This window comes from Brevundimonas sp. CURTG3B2_SDJG (assembly GCF_057364705.1).
In genome coordinates this window covers 1-14,277 of record NZ_JBNFOJ010000049.1, presented here as the reverse complement: position 1 = coordinate 14,277, position 14,277 = coordinate 1, and the positions used below count along the sequence as shown (strand labels likewise).

The 14,277-nt window shown below is 68.5% G+C and carries 15 protein-coding genes, 1 tRNA gene and 4 pseudogenes; 7 read left to right on the top strand and 13 right to left on the bottom strand.

Annotated features, from left to right (window positions below):
• Nucleotides 1–245 precede the first annotated feature (245 nt).
• Together AC2W7C_RS05215 and feoB are read left to right on the top strand one after the other, a co-directional pair.
• Nucleotides 246–530 (top strand): FeoA family protein, encoded by a 285-nt coding sequence (locus AC2W7C_RS05215; RefSeq protein WP_486000488.1) that lies wholly within the window; start codon nt 246–248, stop codon nt 528–530.
• Nucleotides 530–2,398, top strand: coding sequence for a ferrous iron transporter B (gene feoB / locus AC2W7C_RS05210; protein WP_486000487.1), 1,869 nt, complete (start codon nt 530–532; stop codon nt 2,396–2,398). The genes AC2W7C_RS05215 and feoB overlap by 1 nt, the downstream gene beginning before the upstream one ends.
• Here the strand turns inward: feoB and AC2W7C_RS05205 are convergent.
• The 3 genes from AC2W7C_RS05205 to AC2W7C_RS05195 form a co-directional block, all read right to left on the bottom strand.
• Nucleotides 2,395–2,991, bottom strand: a complete 597-nt coding sequence (locus AC2W7C_RS05205; protein WP_486000486.1) for a hypothetical protein — start codon at nt 2,989–2,991, stop codon at nt 2,395–2,397. The two genes, feoB and AC2W7C_RS05205, sit on opposite strands and share 4 nt — an antisense overlap.
• A 9-nt stretch (nt 2,992–3,000) precedes the next feature.
• A complete protein-coding gene (locus tag AC2W7C_RS05200) occupies nt 3,001–3,630 on the bottom strand; it encodes a hypothetical protein (RefSeq protein WP_486000485.1) in 630 nt (209 codons plus the stop codon).
• A 125-nt stretch (nt 3,631–3,755) separates the two neighbouring features.
• Nucleotides 3,756–3,831: transfer RNA gene (locus tag AC2W7C_RS05195), tRNA-Thr, on the bottom strand.
• A gap of 62 nt (nt 3,832–3,893) precedes the next feature.
• On the opposite strand from AC2W7C_RS05195, the gene AC2W7C_RS05190 reads away from it, so the two are divergent.
• Complete coding sequence (locus AC2W7C_RS05190) at nt 3,894–4,247, top strand: DMT family protein (protein ID WP_486000484.1); 354 nt, start codon at nt 3,894–3,896, stop codon at nt 4,245–4,247.
• Here AC2W7C_RS05190 and AC2W7C_RS05185 read toward each other — a convergent pair.
• Nucleotides 4,244–4,651, bottom strand: coding sequence for a DUF1761 domain-containing protein (locus tag AC2W7C_RS05185; RefSeq protein WP_486000483.1), 408 nt, complete (start codon nt 4,649–4,651; stop codon nt 4,244–4,246). The genes AC2W7C_RS05190 and AC2W7C_RS05185 overlap by 4 nt on opposite strands.
• 80 nt (nt 4,652–4,731) lie before the next feature.
• Nucleotides 4,732–5,168, bottom strand: a pseudogene (locus AC2W7C_RS05180) (HIT family protein).
• A gap of 103 nt (nt 5,169–5,271) precedes the next feature.
• Between AC2W7C_RS05180 and AC2W7C_RS05175 the strand changes: the two are divergent.
• A complete protein-coding gene (locus tag AC2W7C_RS05175) occupies nt 5,272–5,634 on the top strand; it encodes a phage holin family protein (RefSeq protein ID WP_486000482.1) in 363 nt (120 codons plus the stop codon).
• A 140-nt stretch (nt 5,635–5,774) separates the two neighbouring features.
• Here the strand turns inward: AC2W7C_RS05175 and AC2W7C_RS05170 are convergent, their stop codons facing one another.
• From AC2W7C_RS05170 to AC2W7C_RS05160, 3 genes and pseudogenes are all read right to left on the bottom strand, one after another.
• Nucleotides 5,775–6,926 (bottom strand): GNAT family N-acetyltransferase, encoded by a 1,152-nt coding sequence (locus AC2W7C_RS05170; RefSeq protein WP_486000481.1) that lies wholly within the window; start codon nt 6,924–6,926, stop codon nt 5,775–5,777.
• Nucleotides 6,927–7,092: 166 nt separating this feature from the next.
• Nucleotides 7,093–7,550 (bottom strand): annotated as a pseudogene (locus tag AC2W7C_RS05165) (RidA family protein).
• Nucleotides 7,551–7,888: 338 nt separating this feature from the next.
• Nucleotides 7,889–9,133: a DNA polymerase IV gene (locus AC2W7C_RS05160; RefSeq protein ID WP_486000480.1), complete on the bottom strand. Its 1,245-nt coding sequence runs from the start codon at nt 9,131–9,133 to the stop codon at nt 7,889–7,891.
• Between the two features lie 197 nt (nt 9,134–9,330).
• On the opposite strand from AC2W7C_RS05160, the gene AC2W7C_RS05155 reads away from it, so the two are divergent.
• Entirely contained in the window at nt 9,331–9,696 is a 366-nt protein-coding gene (locus AC2W7C_RS05155; protein WP_141626327.1) for a response regulator, read from the top strand.
• 6 nt (nt 9,697–9,702) lie between these two features.
• Nucleotides 9,703–11,065, top strand: a pseudogene (locus AC2W7C_RS05150) (PleD family two-component system response regulator).
• A 138-nt stretch (nt 11,066–11,203) separates the two neighbouring features.
• Here AC2W7C_RS05150 and AC2W7C_RS05145 read toward each other — a convergent pair.
• The 3 genes and pseudogenes from AC2W7C_RS05145 to rpmG all read right to left on the bottom strand — a co-directional run bounded on the left by AC2W7C_RS05145 (nt 11,204) and on the right by rpmG (nt 12,670).
• Nucleotides 11,204–11,966, bottom strand: a pseudogene (locus AC2W7C_RS05145) (dihydrodipicolinate synthase family protein).
• Nucleotides 11,967–12,063: 97 nt separating this feature from the next.
• A complete protein-coding gene (locus tag AC2W7C_RS05140; protein ID WP_486000479.1) occupies nt 12,064–12,252 on the bottom strand; it encodes a hypothetical protein in 189 nt (62 codons plus the stop codon).
• A gap of 250 nt (nt 12,253–12,502) precedes the next feature.
• Complete coding sequence (gene rpmG / locus AC2W7C_RS05135) at nt 12,503–12,670, bottom strand: 50S ribosomal protein L33 (protein ID WP_029417689.1); 168 nt, start codon at nt 12,668–12,670, stop codon at nt 12,503–12,505.
• A 129-nt stretch (nt 12,671–12,799) separates the two neighbouring features.
• Here rpmG and AC2W7C_RS05130 point away from each other — a divergent pair, with 129 nt between their 5' ends.
• Nucleotides 12,800–13,375, top strand: a complete 576-nt coding sequence (locus AC2W7C_RS05130) for a hypothetical protein (RefSeq protein WP_486000478.1) — start codon at nt 12,800–12,802, stop codon at nt 13,373–13,375.
• 181 nt (nt 13,376–13,556) lie between these two features.
• On the opposite strand, the gene AC2W7C_RS05125 is transcribed toward AC2W7C_RS05130, so the two are convergent.
• Together AC2W7C_RS05125 and AC2W7C_RS05120 are read right to left on the bottom strand one after the other, a co-directional pair.
• Nucleotides 13,557–13,967, bottom strand: a complete 411-nt coding sequence (locus AC2W7C_RS05125; RefSeq protein WP_486000477.1) for a DUF5990 family protein — start codon at nt 13,965–13,967, stop codon at nt 13,557–13,559.
• 3 nt (nt 13,968–13,970) lie between these two features.
• Nucleotides 13,971–14,277 (bottom strand): NUDIX hydrolase (locus tag AC2W7C_RS05120; RefSeq protein WP_486000476.1); only part of this gene is annotated, 307 nt, incomplete at its 5' end.

The window sequence follows — 14,277 nt, the reverse complement described above, 5'->3', positions numbered from 1 at the left end:
CGCGGGCGCGCTCGGCCGGACCCGCCCTGGCCGCAGCCGGTCGAGGGGTCCAGAAGAGCCGACGGCGGCGGACGGCGAAGACGGGTCATGGAAGCGGCTCCGGGGCTGCGGCCCCTGGTGACTAGCCCAACCGTGACCGTGAGCAACCGCCTGCGACCCTGTGGCGGGGTGGACGGTGAGGCTTCGCACCTGATAATCACTGTCAAAAGGGCGCGGCGTCGCGCCGTCTGTTCTCAAAGAGTTGCATGTCCGACACCCTCAAACTCAGCGAAGCCCGCAAGGGCGCGCGCGGCGTCATCGTCAAGGTCGGCGAGCACTGCCATCACGACGGCCACGCCGTGGAGCTGGAGCGCCGCCTGCTCGAACTGGGTTTCGTCGAAGGCGCCCGCGTCGAACTGCTGCACGAGGGCCTGTTCGGCCGCGATCCCATCGCCCTGAAGGTGGACGACATGCGCGTGGCCCTGCGCCGCCACGAGGCCGCCAGCCTGATGGTCCGGCTGGACGGACCTCTGGATGGGGCCGCCGCCTGATGGACATGCAGACCCGCACCGCCCGCGTCGCCCTGGTCGGCAATCCGAACAGCGGCAAGACCGCCCTGTTCAACGCCCTCACGGGCTCGCACCAGAAGGTCGCCAACTACGCCGGCGTGACCGTCGAGCGGAAGGAGGGGCATTTCCGGACCGCCGACGGCCGCTCGATGTCGGTGCTCGACCTGCCCGGCACCTATTCCCTGAGGGCGCGCAGCCCCGACGAGGAGGTGACCCGCGACGCCGTTCTGGGCAAGCTGGCCGGCGAGATCGCGCCGGACGTCATCGTGGCCGTGGCGGACGCCACCAACCTGCGCCTGGTCCTGCGCCTGATCCTGGAGCTGAAGGCCATCGGGCGTCCGATGGTCCTGGCCCTGAACATGTACGACATCGCCCAGCGCCAGGGGCTGCGCATCGATCTGGAGAAATTGCAGGCCGAACTGGGCGTGCCGGTCGTCCCGACCACGGCCACGCGTCGCCGGGGGATTCCGGAGCTGATCGCGGCGATCGACTCTGCGGCCGGAGTGGCCTCCGCGACGGCCGACAGCCAGTGGACGGCGCCCGACGCCGAGGCCCTGCGCGGCAAGGCCCGCGAGGCCGAGCGGATCATGAAGGCCTGCGTCAGGCCGCCCGAGCGGCCCGACACCCTGACCGGCCGGATCGACGCGGTGCTGCTGCATCCGGTCGGCGGCCTGGTGATCCTGATGGCCCTGCTGTTCGTCATGTTCCAGGCCGTGTTCACCTGGGCCACGCCGCTGATGGACGGGATCGAAGGGCTGCTGGCCGGTTTCGGCGCCTGGATCGCCACCATCATGCCCGACGGCGTCTGGCAGAGCCTGATCGTCGACGGCCTGATCGCGGGCGTCGGCGGGGTGCTGGTCTTCCTGCCCCAGATCCTGATCCTGTTCCTGTTCATCATCCTGCTGGAGGACTTCGGCTACATGGCCCGGGCCGCCTTCCTGATGGACCGGATCATGGGCGGAGCGGGGCTGCACGGCCGGGCTTTCATCCCGCTGCTGTCCAGCTTCGCCTGCGCCATTCCGGGCGTGATGGCCGCCAGGGTGATCGATTCCAAACGCGACCGGCTGACGACCATCATGGTCGCGCCGCTGATGACCTGTTCGGCGCGCATCCCTGTCTACGTCCTGATCATCGGCGCCTTCATCCCGAACGAGAAGGTCGGCGGCTGGGTCAACCTGCAGGGGCTGGTGATGTTCGGCCTCTACGCGACGGGCATCGTCAGCGCCCTGATTGTCTCGTTCGTCATCCGCAAGATCTTCTGGAGAGGCGCGGTGGAGCCCTTCATGATGGAGCTGCCGGCCTACAAGCTGCCCGACGCCAAGAGCGTGCTGTTCAACCTGTGGCTCGGCCGGATCTTCCTGGAGCGGGCGGGCCGGATCATCCTGCCCTTGATGATCATCGTCTGGGCTCTGGCGACCTTCCCGGCGCCGCCCGAGGGCGCGACCCAGCCGGCCATCGACTACTCCTTCGCCGGCATGATCGGCAAGGCGCTGGAACCGGTCTTCGCCCCCATCGGCTTCAACTGGCAGATGGTCATCGCCCTGATCCCCGGCATGGCGGCGCGCGAGGTCGCGGTGGCGGCGCTGGGCACCGTCTACGCCGTCGCCGACCCCGAGAGCGCGACCAGCCTGTTGGGCGCCACCCTGGCCTCGCACTGGTCGCTGGCCACCGGCCTGGCCTTCCTGGCCTGGTACGTCTTCGCGCCGCAATGCGTGGCGACGCTGGGCGTGGTCAAGCGCGAGCTGAACTCGTGGAAGTGGATGTGGGTGATGATCGTCTACATGTTCGGCCTGGCCTATCTGGCCGCCTTCGTGACCTATCACCTGTCGGTGGCGCTCGGGGGCGGCTAGAACTCGGTGCGGCAGACGTGCTTGCCCTCGTCGTTGACGGTCCACTTGCAGTCGCCCGGCCCCAGAAGGTAGACGGCCACGCCTACGGCGGCGAGGCCGAGCGCGGTGAGGGCGAGCGACAGGACGTCCAGCACCTCCACGTCCGCGCTCGCCTTCAGGTGGGCGCGCATCGACGATCCCTCGACCAGGGCCCAGTTGTCCTTGATCCAGGTCGAATGGCCGGTCCGCGTCCAGCCGGCCGTCTCCTTGTTCTCGACCTCTCCGCTTTCAGCCAGGGCGAACGCCTGACCGTCCGGCGAGACGCCCGACAGGGCCACGGCGACCGCATAGTTGTCGCCGAAGAAGGTGCCGCTGTCCGAGCTGGCGACATTCCAAAAGAATTCTCCATTGCTCGCCAGGGTCAGCTGGGTGTCCACGGTGACGTCGCCGGCTTCAAGGTGGGCGGTGAAGATGCGGCTTTCCGGACTGACCCGGTTCATCAGGTCGCGCAGCGATCTGGGGGACGACGTCATTCCCGCCGCCGAGAACTTCTGCTGGACGCTTCCCGCGGCTCCGGCCGGGAATTTGAGAGCCGTTCTGACGCTGTTTTCCACCTCGGCCCCCTAGTTGAGCTTGGCTTTCAACTCATCGAGTTCGGCGCGTAGCATGGCCAGTTCCTTGCCGACGTCGCGGTTCTCGACCACCAGCTTGTTCGGGACGTGCACCTCGCCCTCGATGACGACGCCGCCGACGTAGCCGCCGCCCCTGTTCACGACCAGGGTGTCGCCCTCCATGTGCGACAGGGCGAAATTGCTGCCGGGATTCTTGTCGTCGGGATGGACGGCGCTGAAATGCTTGGTGACCGGGTCCTGCTTCATGAAGGTCAGCATCAGGTCCTGGGCCAGCATGCGGACCGACGCCGTCCGCCCCAGGAAGTTCACGCCCAGGATGGTCATGGGACGGATGTTGCTGGTCACGAAGGCCGACACCTCGCCGTTCGCCGAGACGCTGAACTTGTCATTCCCAGACCAGAGCCGAGCGTTGCCGCCGGAGGCGTACAAGACCCACCGCTCGCCCGTGGACGGCATGTTCACAAACCCGCTTTCGCGGTTGGAGAATGAGAAGCCGGCCCCGCCGCCGCCTGAATGGATCTCGTCCCCGCTGACATGGAGGGACCGTTGGGGGCTCGGCTCGTTCACGCCGACGGCGCCCTCGGCCAGGATCGCAGAGTCCGTGAATTTGATATCGGTCATCGTGTTCCCTTCCGCTCGCGACCAGAGAACACGGGTCTACGAACCCCGCAATGACACCAGTTCATCACGCAGGTGGTGCGGATTGGACACGCCGGGCGCGAGCGACGCACGGATTTCTTGCGGGATGGTGCCGGCTGCAGGGATCGAACCCGCGACATCCAGTTTACAAAACTGGCGCTCTACCAACTGAGCTAAGCCGGCCAACCGCTTGACGGGCCGCCCTTATGCTGGCGCATGGGGCGGGACGCAAGCCGGAGCCTCACGTGCCGATATCGCTTCCCCACCTGGCGCCGGTGCTGATGCTGGTCGCCTCCAACGTCTTCATGACGCTGGCTTGGTACGGCCACCTGAAGTTCGGCTCCAAGCCCCTGTGGATCGTGGTGATCGTCAGCTGGGGCATCGCCTTCTTCGAATACTGCCTGGCGGTGCCGGCCAACCGGATCGGGCATCAGGTCTATTCGGCGGCCGAGCTGAAGACGATGCAGGAGGTCATCACCCTGATCGTCTTCGCGGTCTTCTCGGTGACCTATCTGGGCGAGAAGCTGACGATGAACCACGCCGTCGGCTTCGCGCTGATCGTGGCCGGGGCGTGGTTCATCTTCAGGGGGCCGCTCTAGGCGGTCTTCCTGCCCAGCTTCAGGCCGCCGATGATCGCCCCGCCCACGACGTAGATGACCAGCAGGTGGCTCCAGTCGATGTGGATCAGGCGGATGTCGGAGGTCTGGTAGATGAAGTTGTAGGCCGAGGTCATCAGGGCGAAGAAGACGCAGGCGGCCAGGCCGATCTTGGCGCCGCCCATCCAGCCTGCCGAGCCCTCGCGAGCGATGAACCAGCCCAGGCCGGTCATGGTCACGAAGGTCTGCAGCAGGCCCAGCAGCATCCACATCGGATCGCCGCCCTCGCCGGTGACGCCGGTCAGGGTCTTCCACTGGGCCTCGAAGATCAGGCCGTACCACAGGAAGCCGACGAAGAAGGCGACGATGGTCGCCGCCAGGATGCCCGGCCAGTTCAACTTGCTCATTTGACGCCCCTCCCAAGGCTCGCGGACGAACCCGCTCGGGGAAGGCTACGCCGACGCCGGCGATCGTCAAGGAACGGCGTTCACTCCAGCTCGGCGGCGATGCGGTCCGCCAGGGCGCGCAAGGTCTCGGCGTCGGCCATCGGCGCGTGGCCGTGGCCCTTCATGGCCGGCCGGCCCAGCGCGGAACGATGTGGAAATGCAGGTGGAAGACCGTCTGGCCGCCGGCCTCGCCATTGTACTGGAAGACCGAGAAGCCGTCGGGCCTCAGCGCCTTCTCGATCGCGCGGGCGGTGCGCTGGGTGGCGGCGACCACCCTGGCCAGGGCGTCGGGTTCGATCTCCAGCAGGGTCCGGGCGGTCGAGGTCTTGGACACGATCAGGACGTGGCCCTCGGACTGGGGGAAGACGTCCATGAAGACAAGCACGTCGTCGTCCTCCCAGACCCGCACCGACGGAATCTCGCCGCGCAGGATCCTGGCGAAGATGTTGTCCGGGTCGTAGGGGGCGTGCAGGGTCATGTCGGGCTCCGGGTCGGTCGGGCGAGGCTAGCAATGTCGGGCGGGGGAGTAGAACCCCCACCCGGTTCCGGTGTTATGGTCAAGACGTCAACGGGAGGCCGTCATGCTGCGTTTCATCGTCCAGTTCCTCGTCACCTGCCTGGCCCTGTGGCTGGCGGCCCAGGTCGTCCCCGGGGTGGCGTTCAGCGACACCGGCTCGCTGCTGCTGGCGGCGGTCCTGCTGGGCCTGGCCAACGCCGTCGTGCGGCCGATCCTGACCATCGTGACCTTCCCGCTGACGCTGCTGACCTTCGGCCTGTTCCTGCTGGTGGTGAACGCCGCGGTGATCGGCCTGGTGGCGATGCTGCTGGGCGGCTTCGCGGTCGACGGCCTGTGGGCCGGCATCGGGGCGGCGATCGTCACCGGCATCGTCAGCTGGATCGCCGGCTGGTTCATCGGCGGCGACCAGCCCCGGCGGGCGGACTAGGGTCAGAGCAACTCACTACGTCATTCCCGGCCCTGTGCCGGGAATCCATGAACGCTGTTGGAAGCCGGCGTGCAATGATGCCGAAGCCCGAGTTCATGGATGGCCGGGACGAGCCCGGCCATGACGATGGGATGAGATGGTTAGTCGGCTATCCGGCGAAACGGCGAAAGCTCTTCCGTCAGCCCCTCGATCTCGGCCTCGACGGCCGGACGCTCGCGCGCCAGATAATCGGCGACGGGGCCGCGCAGGGCGGTGTCGGCGATGAAGTGCGCCGAGTAGACGGGCGAGGGCAGGTAGCCGCGGGCGATCTTGTGCTCGCCCTGAGCCCCCGCCTCGACCCGGGACAGGCCGCGGGCGATGGCGAGCTCGATGGCCTGATAATAGCAGAGCTCGAAATGGAGGAAGGGGACCTGCTCGAGCGCGCCCCACTGGCGGCCGTACAGCGCGTCGCGGCCGATCAGGTTCAGGGCGCCGGCGATCGGAGCGCCGCCGCGGAAGGCCATGACCAGGGCGATGCGGTCGGCCATCGTCGCCCCGATGCGGCTGAAGAAGTCGCGGGTCAGGTAAGGCCGGCCCCATTTGCGCGAGCCGGTGTCCATGTAGAAGGCGAAGAAGGCGTCCCAGTGGGCGTCGGCGATCTCGGCGCCGGTCAGGACCCGGATGTCCAGGCCGGCCTGGGCTTCGCGGCGCTCGCGCCGGATGGTCTTGCGGCGGCTGGACGACAGGGCCGACAGGAAGTCGTCGAAGGTCGAATAGCCGCCGTTGCGCCAGACGTACTGCATGTCCTGGCGCTGCAGCAGCCCCGCCCGGCCCATGGCGTCCCAGTCGCCGCGGCTGGGGAAGGTGACGTGCAGCGAGGAGACGCCGAGGCGTTCGGTCAGGGTCAGGGCGCCTTGGAGCAGGGCCTCGCGGACCGTGGCGGCGTCGGCGTCCGGGTGGGTCAGGAAGCGGGGGCCGGCGACGGGGGTGAAGGGCACGGCGCCCAGCAGCTTGGGATAGTAGCGGCCGCCGGCGCGCTCATAGGCCTCGGCCCACCCATGGTCGAAGACGTATTCGCCCTGGCTGTGGCCCTTCAGCCAGAGGGGCATGACGCCGATGATCCGGCCGTCCTGGTCGGCCAGCGACAGGTGGCGGCCGGCCCAGCCCTCGGCCGGGACCGCGCTGCCCGAGGCCTCGCAGGCGTTCAGGAAGTCGAACGAGACGAACGGGTCGCCGGTCGGGGCGGCGCAGGCGTCCCAGGCGTCGCGGCCGACATCGGCCACGGTGCGGTGGACTTGGAGGGTGAAGCTCATTCCGCCACATCCCGTCCGTCATTCCGGGGCTCGGCGCAGCCGAGAACCCGGAACCCAGGGGAGGTGTCCAACTTTGTCGGCGCGCCATCGACGCCCGGCGCGGCGCTCCTGGGTTCCGGGCTCCGCTGCGCGGCCCCGGAATGACGAAGAAGAGGGTTCGCCCGGATCAGCGGACTTCCACGATGGCGTCGATCTCTACGGCGAAGCCCAGCGGCAGGCGGTAGACGCCGACGGCCGAGCGGGCGTGGCGGCCCTTGTCGCCGAAGACCTCGACCATCAGGTCCGAGCAGCCGTTGATGACGGCCGGAATGGCCTCGAAGTCGCCGGCGGCCTGGACGAAGCCGCCCAGCTTCACGACGCGGACGACCCGCTCCAGGTCGCCGTCCAGGGCGGCCGACATCTGGGCCAGCAGGTTGACGCCGCACATGCGCGCGGCGGCCTGGGCCTGCTGCGGGCGAGACGTCGGCGCCACGGTGCCCTTCACGCCGCCCGAGGCGTCGTTGGACAGCTGGCCGAGATGTGGAGCAGGGTCCCCGACTGGACGAAGGGCACGTAGTTGGCGACCGCCTTGGCGGGTTCCGGCAGTTGGATGCCGAGTTCGGCGAGGCGGACGGCGACGGTCATGAAAGGCTCCTCAAGGATTGTGGGCGGGGTTTAGCGCGTTCCTCCTCCAGAGGGGAGGGGGAGGCGGGTTGGTCTTACGGGAGGGGTCTGGCGCTTGGGGTTCTGCCTGGGCTGGTTCATACGAAGGCCACGAAGGAAGGGAAGCCACGAAGGGCGCGAAGGGGCCGGTGAGCGAAGCCGCGCGCAGCGCCTTCATGTCAACGAAGACTGGAATGCCCGCGGCGCAACGCGCGCGCGATCTCGTCGTGTCCTTCGTGTGGTCTTCGTGGCCTTCGTGTGAACCAGCCGACCTCGATCAGGACGCTAGGCGACTCATATCGGAACGCCGGTTGGGGACATCATCCCTTCAGCGCCCGACCCGCCACCACCGCGGCCTTGCCGAACTTCTTGCGCAGGGCGTCGATGGCGGTTTCGGTCTTCAGCGCCCGGGTCTCGGCGGTTTCGAACAGGGCGTGGTTGTCAGAGGCGGGCAGGACTTCGCCCATGCCGATGCCGATCAGGCGATAGGGGATGCCCAGTTCGGGGGCCATCAGGGCGCGGCCGGCGGCGAACAGGGCGCGGGCGGTCTGGACCGGTTCGGGCAGGCTGACGCGGCGGGTGACGATCTTGAAGTCGGTGCGGCGCAGCTTCAGCACGATCACCCGGCTGGCGACGCCGTCCTTGCGCGCCTTGGCGGCCAGTTTTTCGCAAAGCGGCCAGAGCTCGTTCTCCAGGTCGGCGGCGGCGGTCAGGTCCTCGTTGAAGGTGATCTCGGCGCTCATGCCCTTGCGGTCGTGCTCGGGCTTCACCACGCGGGCGTCGCGGCCGTGCGCCAGGTCGTGCAGGCGCAGGCCGGTCTCGCCGTACCGCTTGACCAGATCGCGGACGTCGGCGGCGGCCAGGTCGCCGACGGTGGCCAGGCCGTCGCTCTGCAGGGTCTTGCCGAAGACCGGGCCGACCCCGGGCAGGATGCGGACCGAGCGGGGCGCCAGAAGGGCCGGGGCGTCGGTTCCCAGGACCGAGAAGCCGCGCGGCTTGTCCAGTTCGGACGCGACCTTGGCCAGGAAGCGGTTGGTCGCCAGGCCGATGGAGACGGTCAGGCCGGTCTCGTCCTCGATCCGTTTCTGCAGGCGGACCAGCTGGAAGGCCGGCGGACCGCCGTTCAGCCGCTCGGTGCCCTTCAGGTCGATCCAGGCCTCGTCCAGCGACAGGGTCTGCACCAGGGGCGTCAGCTCGCGAACGAAGCCGAAGATGCGCTGGCTCTCGGGGACGTATTTGGCGAAATTCGGCTTAATGACCACGGCGTCGGGACAGGCCTTCAGCGCCTTGAACATCGGCATGGCCGAACCCACGCCGTACAGACGCGCGACGTAGCAGGCGGTGGAGACCACCCCCCGCTTGCCGCCGCCGACGATGACGGGAAGGTCGCGCAGTTCGGGCCGATCGCGCTTCTCGACCGAGGCGTAGAAGGCGTCGCAGTCCAGGTGGGCGACATGCAGGGCGTCCAGCTCGTCATGGGCGATCACGCGCCGGGATCCGCACGCGCCGCAGCGCTCGACCTTGCGGTCGGCGGTCCAGAGGCAGTCGCGGCAGATGGACTTCATGAGGACGGGATTGTGCCCGAGGCGGCTTCCGCTCGCCATCGCCATTCCTTGGGCGCGCGCGATGAGACCGAGGGTTCATCACGAAGCCACGCGGCGCTAAACGTTCGAGCTTCTTATCGGAACCGGCGCTTCACCCCAACTTAAGACCCGGTGGGTCAGAGTTCTTCGGAAGAAGGCGAACAGCCCCCCAGGTGGTGATGTCCAAGAAAGTCCTCATCGTCGAGGATAACGAGCTGAACATGAAACTCTTTCATGACCTGCTCGATTCCCAGGGCTACGAGACGCTGCAGACCCGCGAGGGCCTGCAGGCGCTGGCCTTGGCGCGCCAGCATCGACCCGATCTGATCCTGATGGACATCCAGCTGCCCGAGATCAGCGGCCTGGAAGTCACCAAGTGGCTGAAGGACGACGAGGAGCTGAACCACATCCCCGTGGTCGCCGTGACCGCCTTCGCGATGAAGGGCGACGAGGAGCGGATCCGGCAGGGAGGCTGCGAGGCCTATATCTCCAAGCCGATCTCGGTGATGCACTTCCTCGAGGTCGTGCGGAAGCATCTGGGGTAGGACGGCATGACGGCGCGCATCCTTGTCGTTGACGACGTCGAGCCGAACGTGCGGCTGCTCGAGGCCAAGCTGACGCTGGAATACTATGAGGTGCTGACCGCCATGGACGGCGCGACGGCGCTGGAGATCGCCGCGGCCGAACGGCCCGACATCGTCCTGCTGGACGTGATGATGCCCGGCATGGACGGGTTCGAGACCTGCCGGCGGCTGAAGGCCGACCCGGTCACGCGGCACATCCCGGTGGTGCTGGTCACCGCGCTGGACGGGCGCGAGGACAAGATCAAGGGGTTGGAGGCCGGGGCCGACGACTTCGTCACCAAGCCGATCGACGACATCATCCTGTTCGCCCGCGTGAAATCGCTGGTGCGGCTGAAGGCGGTGATGGACGAACTGCGCGAGCGCGAGGAAAGCGGGCGGCGGTTCGGCGTGGACACCGACGGCGCGGGCCGGCTGGCCCGGCTCGGGCGGGCGGGTGCTGGTGGTCGACGACAATCCCCGCCAGGCCGAGAAGATCTCGCAGCAGCTGACGGCCGAACACCGGCCGGTGGTTGAGACCGATCCCGCGGCGGCCCTGATCGCGGCGCGCGGCCCGGTGGACCTGATCATCGTCAACGTCTCGAGCTCGGAGTTCGACGGCCTGCGGCTGGTGGCCCAGATCCGCTCGACCGAGGCGTCGCGGCGCACGCCGATCTTGGCGGTGGTCGATCCGGCGGACAGGCCACGCCTGGTCAAGGCGTTGGAGCTGGGGGTCAACGACATCCTGCCCAAGCCGGTGGACACCGAGGAGCTGGAGGCCCGCGCCCGGACCCAGATCCGGCGCAAGCGCTACGCCGACTTCCTGAAGCAGAAACTCGACTACAGCCTGGAGATGGCGGTCACCGACGCGCTGACCGGACTGCATAACCGCCGCTACATGGCCGGGCAGCTGCAGGCCCTGGTGGGCCGGGCCGGGCAGGGCGGCGACGGGGTCGCGGTGCTGGTCATGGACATCGACCATTTCAAGCAGGTCAACGACGGCTTCGGCCACGACGCCGGCGACGAGGTGCTGCGCGAGTTCGCGGTCCGGCTGGCGACCAATGTGCGGGCCATCGACCTGCCCTGTCGGCTGGGGGGCGAGGAGTTCGTGGTGGTGATGCCGGGCGCCAGCCTGGAGGCCGCCGCGCGGGTGGCCGACCGCATCCGCCGAGACGTGGCCGACCAGCCCTTCCCGATCATGGGCGGGGCCGAGAGCCTGACGATCACCGTCTCGGTGGGGGTCGCCGCCTCCATGGACGGCGACACGCCCGACGGCCTGCTGAAGCGGGCGGACGAGGGGGTCTACGAGGCCAAGTCGCGCGGGCGGAACCAGGTGATCGCGCGGGCGGCGTAGGGAGGGAGGGGCCGATGCGCCGACCTCACAAGCCCTGGATGGCCCTCTCGACGCGACGGAGCATATCGCCCTCGAGCGGAAGAATCGGCCGCGGAGGCTGAGCGGTCGTGCGGCCGAGCAGGTTCGCCGCGGCGTACATCACCCGCAGGCCGCTGCGCTCCCGGAAGAGGTCCCAGAGGGCGTGGAACGGGCGTCATGCCGGTCGGCCTCCGGTCCCGATCCCTCGCGCGCCGCACTGGCGAGGGCGGCGGCGGGGGCCGTGAACAGGCCGGCCGCGACACTGTACCAACAGTCCGCTCCGGCCAGCAGAGCGTCCTTGCAGCCCCAATCGCCGCTGTAACCGATGGACAGACGGGGCGCGGCCCGCCGGAAGGCCTGCAGATCGGCGGCGAGGTCTCCGACGGCCGGCAGAGGGAGCTTGATCGCGGCGACCGTGGGCATCTCGGCGATGCGGGCGACGAGCTCGGGCCGGAAGGTGAAGTGAGTGGTGGTCGGATTGTCGTAGATGCAGATCGGAAGGTCGGTCGCGCGCGACGGCGGCGAAATGCTGGAACACCTCTTCGTCGGTCAGCGGCGCGTAGCTGACCGGAGCCAGAAGCAGGCCCGACGCGCCTTCCAGAGCGGCGTCCCGCGCCAGGTCGCAGGCCTGGTCGGTTCGGAGCGCGCCGACGCCGACCATGACGGGGATCGAACGCGCCTCGCGGACTGCGGCCGCCACGGCCCGCCGCCGCTCCGCGCGGGTCAGGAACATATAGGTCCCGGTGCTGCCGAGCAGGCCGACCGAATCCGCGCCGCCGTCCTCGATATGGCGAACGAGGCCGCGCATTTCGTCCTCAAGGACCTCGCCCGCGGGGGTGGCCGGCGTGATGGGGAAGGCCGAAAGACCGGAAAAGACGGTCATGCTGCGACTCCTGCTCCGGTAGATTCAGACGGTCTGAAGCCGTCGGCTCAAGTCAGGCCTGGCTTTCGATTGTGTCGGAACCCCTCATCGGGATCGGTTAGCGGGTCATCCACGGCTTGGACTTGCCGGCCGCGATGCGGGCGGCCTGTTCGCGCTGGAACTTGCCCCCGCGGGGCGGCTGGGGGCGGGCGTCGATCTTCGCCTGCTTCAGGCGCAGGGCGCGCTGGGCGGGGGTTCGCCGGCGGGCGGGGCGTCGTCGCGGTCGGTCATGGGGATAGTTTAACATGGCGTGCGGTCACCTCTCCATTCGCAGTCAAGCGAATGGAGAGGACAGGTCGATGCGGAGCAGCGACCAGGTGAGGGCGACACCGGTGGATGGGATCGGAGCTCTACCGGCCCAGGCCGGCGTCGCCCTCACCTGATCGCTTCGCGATCTGTCCTCTCCATCGCCTTGAGGGGCGATGGAGAGTTGAAAACGAAAAACGCCCGGTCATCGCTGACCGGGGTGTTCCGAAAATCATCAGGCGATCAAGATCTTACTTGATCTTGCCTTCCTTGAACTCGACGTGCTTCTTCACGACCGGGTCGTACTTCTTGACGACCATCTTTTCGGTCATGGTGCGGGCGTTCTTCTTGGTGACGTAGAAGAAGCCGGTGTCGGCGGTCGAGTTCAGGCGGATCTTGATGGAAGCCGGCTTGGCCATCGGACAATTACCTTTGCGACGGCGAAAGCCGCTGAAATGAGAGGCGCGGAACATACTCAGGACGCCTGCGAAGTCAACGGGCGTCTCGCCGCATTGAGCATCGGACCGGCCAGGGCCACGCTGCGGGCCATGAAAACCCTGTTTCTCGCCGCCGTCGCGGCCGTCTCCTTGTCCGTTTCGGCCGCCGCGCCCGCCGCCGCGCAGGAGCCGGCCGATCCGCAGGACGCCTTCCTGGCGCGGCTGAACGCCTTGTGCGGGCAGCGGTTCGAGGGGCGGGTGACGACCACCGACGCGGCCGACGCGGATTTCGCCGGCAGCCGCCTGGTGATGCATGTGCGCGACTGCGCGCCGAACGAGGTCGGGATCCCGTTCGCGGTGGGCGAGGACCGGTCGCGGCGTTGGATCGTGACGCGGACGGATGAGGGTCTGTGGCTCAGGCACGACCACCGCGACCCCGAGGGCGTCATCCACGGCTATCACATGTACGGCGGCGACACGGTCGGGCCGGGAACGCCGTCGCGGCAGGAGTTTCCGGTGAACCAGGCTTCGATCGACCAGTTCATCGCGGGCGGCGGCCAGGTCTCGACCACCAACGTCTGGGCGGTCGAGGTCCACCCGGATCGGATGTTCGCCTATGAGCTGCGCCGGCCCTCCGGCCGGTTCCTGCGGGTGGAGTTCGACCTGACCCGGCCGTTGGCGGACTAGGTTCAATCGACGTTCAGTCGACAGCCTTCACGCCTATCCCAACCCTTGCCCTCGTCATGGCCGGGCTTGTCCCGGCCATCCATGATCGCCGCCAGCGACATGCAGGTCTCGATTCCGGCCCCTCGCGTTCATGGATTCCCGGCACAGGGCCGGGAATGACGGGTTTGAATGTCGATTGAACCTAGAGCGCGCGCCAGCCCGCCGTCGGACGGACGGTGGCGCAGGCGGGCGTGCCGTCCTTGCCCTTGCCGGGCAGCACGACCTCCAGCGTCCGGCCGGCGCGAGCCTGGTCCAGCAGGGCGGGCGGGATGTCGTGGATGTCGATCTTGGCCCGGCGCGCCCAGACGCTGCCGTGATCGCCCGCCGACTGGCCGATGCGGATGTAGACGAAGCGACGCTGGGGCCCCTCGCGCCGGACGAAGGGGCCGAGGACGCGATTGTCCTCCGACAGGCGGATGGGGACGTCGAAGGACAGAGGCGCCTCGGAGGCCGTCACCGGCTCGAACGGGGCGTCGTCCTTCTGCAGGCTGTAGCGGACGCCGGCGACCGGGTCGGCGATGGTCAGGCGCAGGGTGATCGTCGTGTCGGCCATGGCTCAGTCCTGGTGCTCGACCACGTGCCGACCGCGGACCATGCGGACGAACGGCAGGGGGCGGGCCGGGTCGGACAGGCGTTCTGCGACCTCGCCCAGGACGAAGCGCGTGATGGCGGGCAGGTCCAGGCCGCGGGCGTCGTCCAGCGGCAGCCAGGCGATCTCGTCCAGCTCGCCGGAACCGGCGGTGGGCTCGGGATGCAGCAGGGCCGAGGCGTCGGCCATGAAGAAGCGGGCGTCGAAACGGCGCGTGCGGCCCGGCGGGGTGATGGCGCGGGCGACGTAGCGGAGCGCGGCCAGGTCCGGCAGG

What these genes read in the sequence shown, in the direction of transcription:
- AC2W7C_RS05130 (WP_486000478.1), top strand. Translation starts at nt 12,800, where the DNA reads ATGAAAACCCTGTTTCTCGCCGCCGTCGCGGCCGTCTCCTTGTCCGTT.
- AC2W7C_RS05175 (WP_486000482.1), top strand. Translation starts at nt 5,272, where the DNA reads ATGCTGCGTTTCATCGTCCAGTTCCTCGTCACCTGCCTGGCCCTGTGG.
- AC2W7C_RS05185 (WP_486000483.1), bottom strand. Translation starts at nt 4,651, where the DNA reads ATGAGCAAGTTGAACTGGCCGGGCATCCTGGCGGCGACCATCGTCGCC.
- rpmG (WP_029417689.1), bottom strand. Translation starts at nt 12,670, where the DNA reads ATGGCCAAGCCGGCTTCCATCAAGATCCGCCTGAACTCGACCGCCGAC.
- AC2W7C_RS05160 (WP_486000480.1), bottom strand. Translation starts at nt 9,133, where the DNA reads ATGAAGTCCATCTGCCGCGACTGCCTCTGGACCGCCGACCGCAAGGTC.
- feoB (WP_486000487.1), top strand. Translation starts at nt 530, where the DNA reads ATGGACATGCAGACCCGCACCGCCCGCGTCGCCCTGGTCGGCAATCCG.
- AC2W7C_RS05140 (WP_486000479.1), bottom strand. Translation starts at nt 12,252, where the DNA reads ATGTTAAACTATCCCCATGACCGACCGCGACGACGCCCCGCCCGCCGG.
- AC2W7C_RS05215 (WP_486000488.1), top strand. Translation starts at nt 246, where the DNA reads ATGTCCGACACCCTCAAACTCAGCGAAGCCCGCAAGGGCGCGCGCGGC.
- AC2W7C_RS05170 (WP_486000481.1), bottom strand. Translation starts at nt 6,926, where the DNA reads ATGAGCTTCACCCTCCAAGTCCACCGCACCGTGGCCGATGTCGGCCGC.
- AC2W7C_RS05155 (WP_141626327.1), top strand. Translation starts at nt 9,331, where the DNA reads ATGTCCAAGAAAGTCCTCATCGTCGAGGATAACGAGCTGAACATGAAA.
- AC2W7C_RS05200 (WP_486000485.1), bottom strand. Translation starts at nt 3,630, where the DNA reads ATGACCGATATCAAATTCACGGACTCTGCGATCCTGGCCGAGGGCGCC.
- AC2W7C_RS05125 (WP_486000477.1), bottom strand. Translation starts at nt 13,967, where the DNA reads ATGGCCGACACGACGATCACCCTGCGCCTGACCATCGCCGACCCGGTC.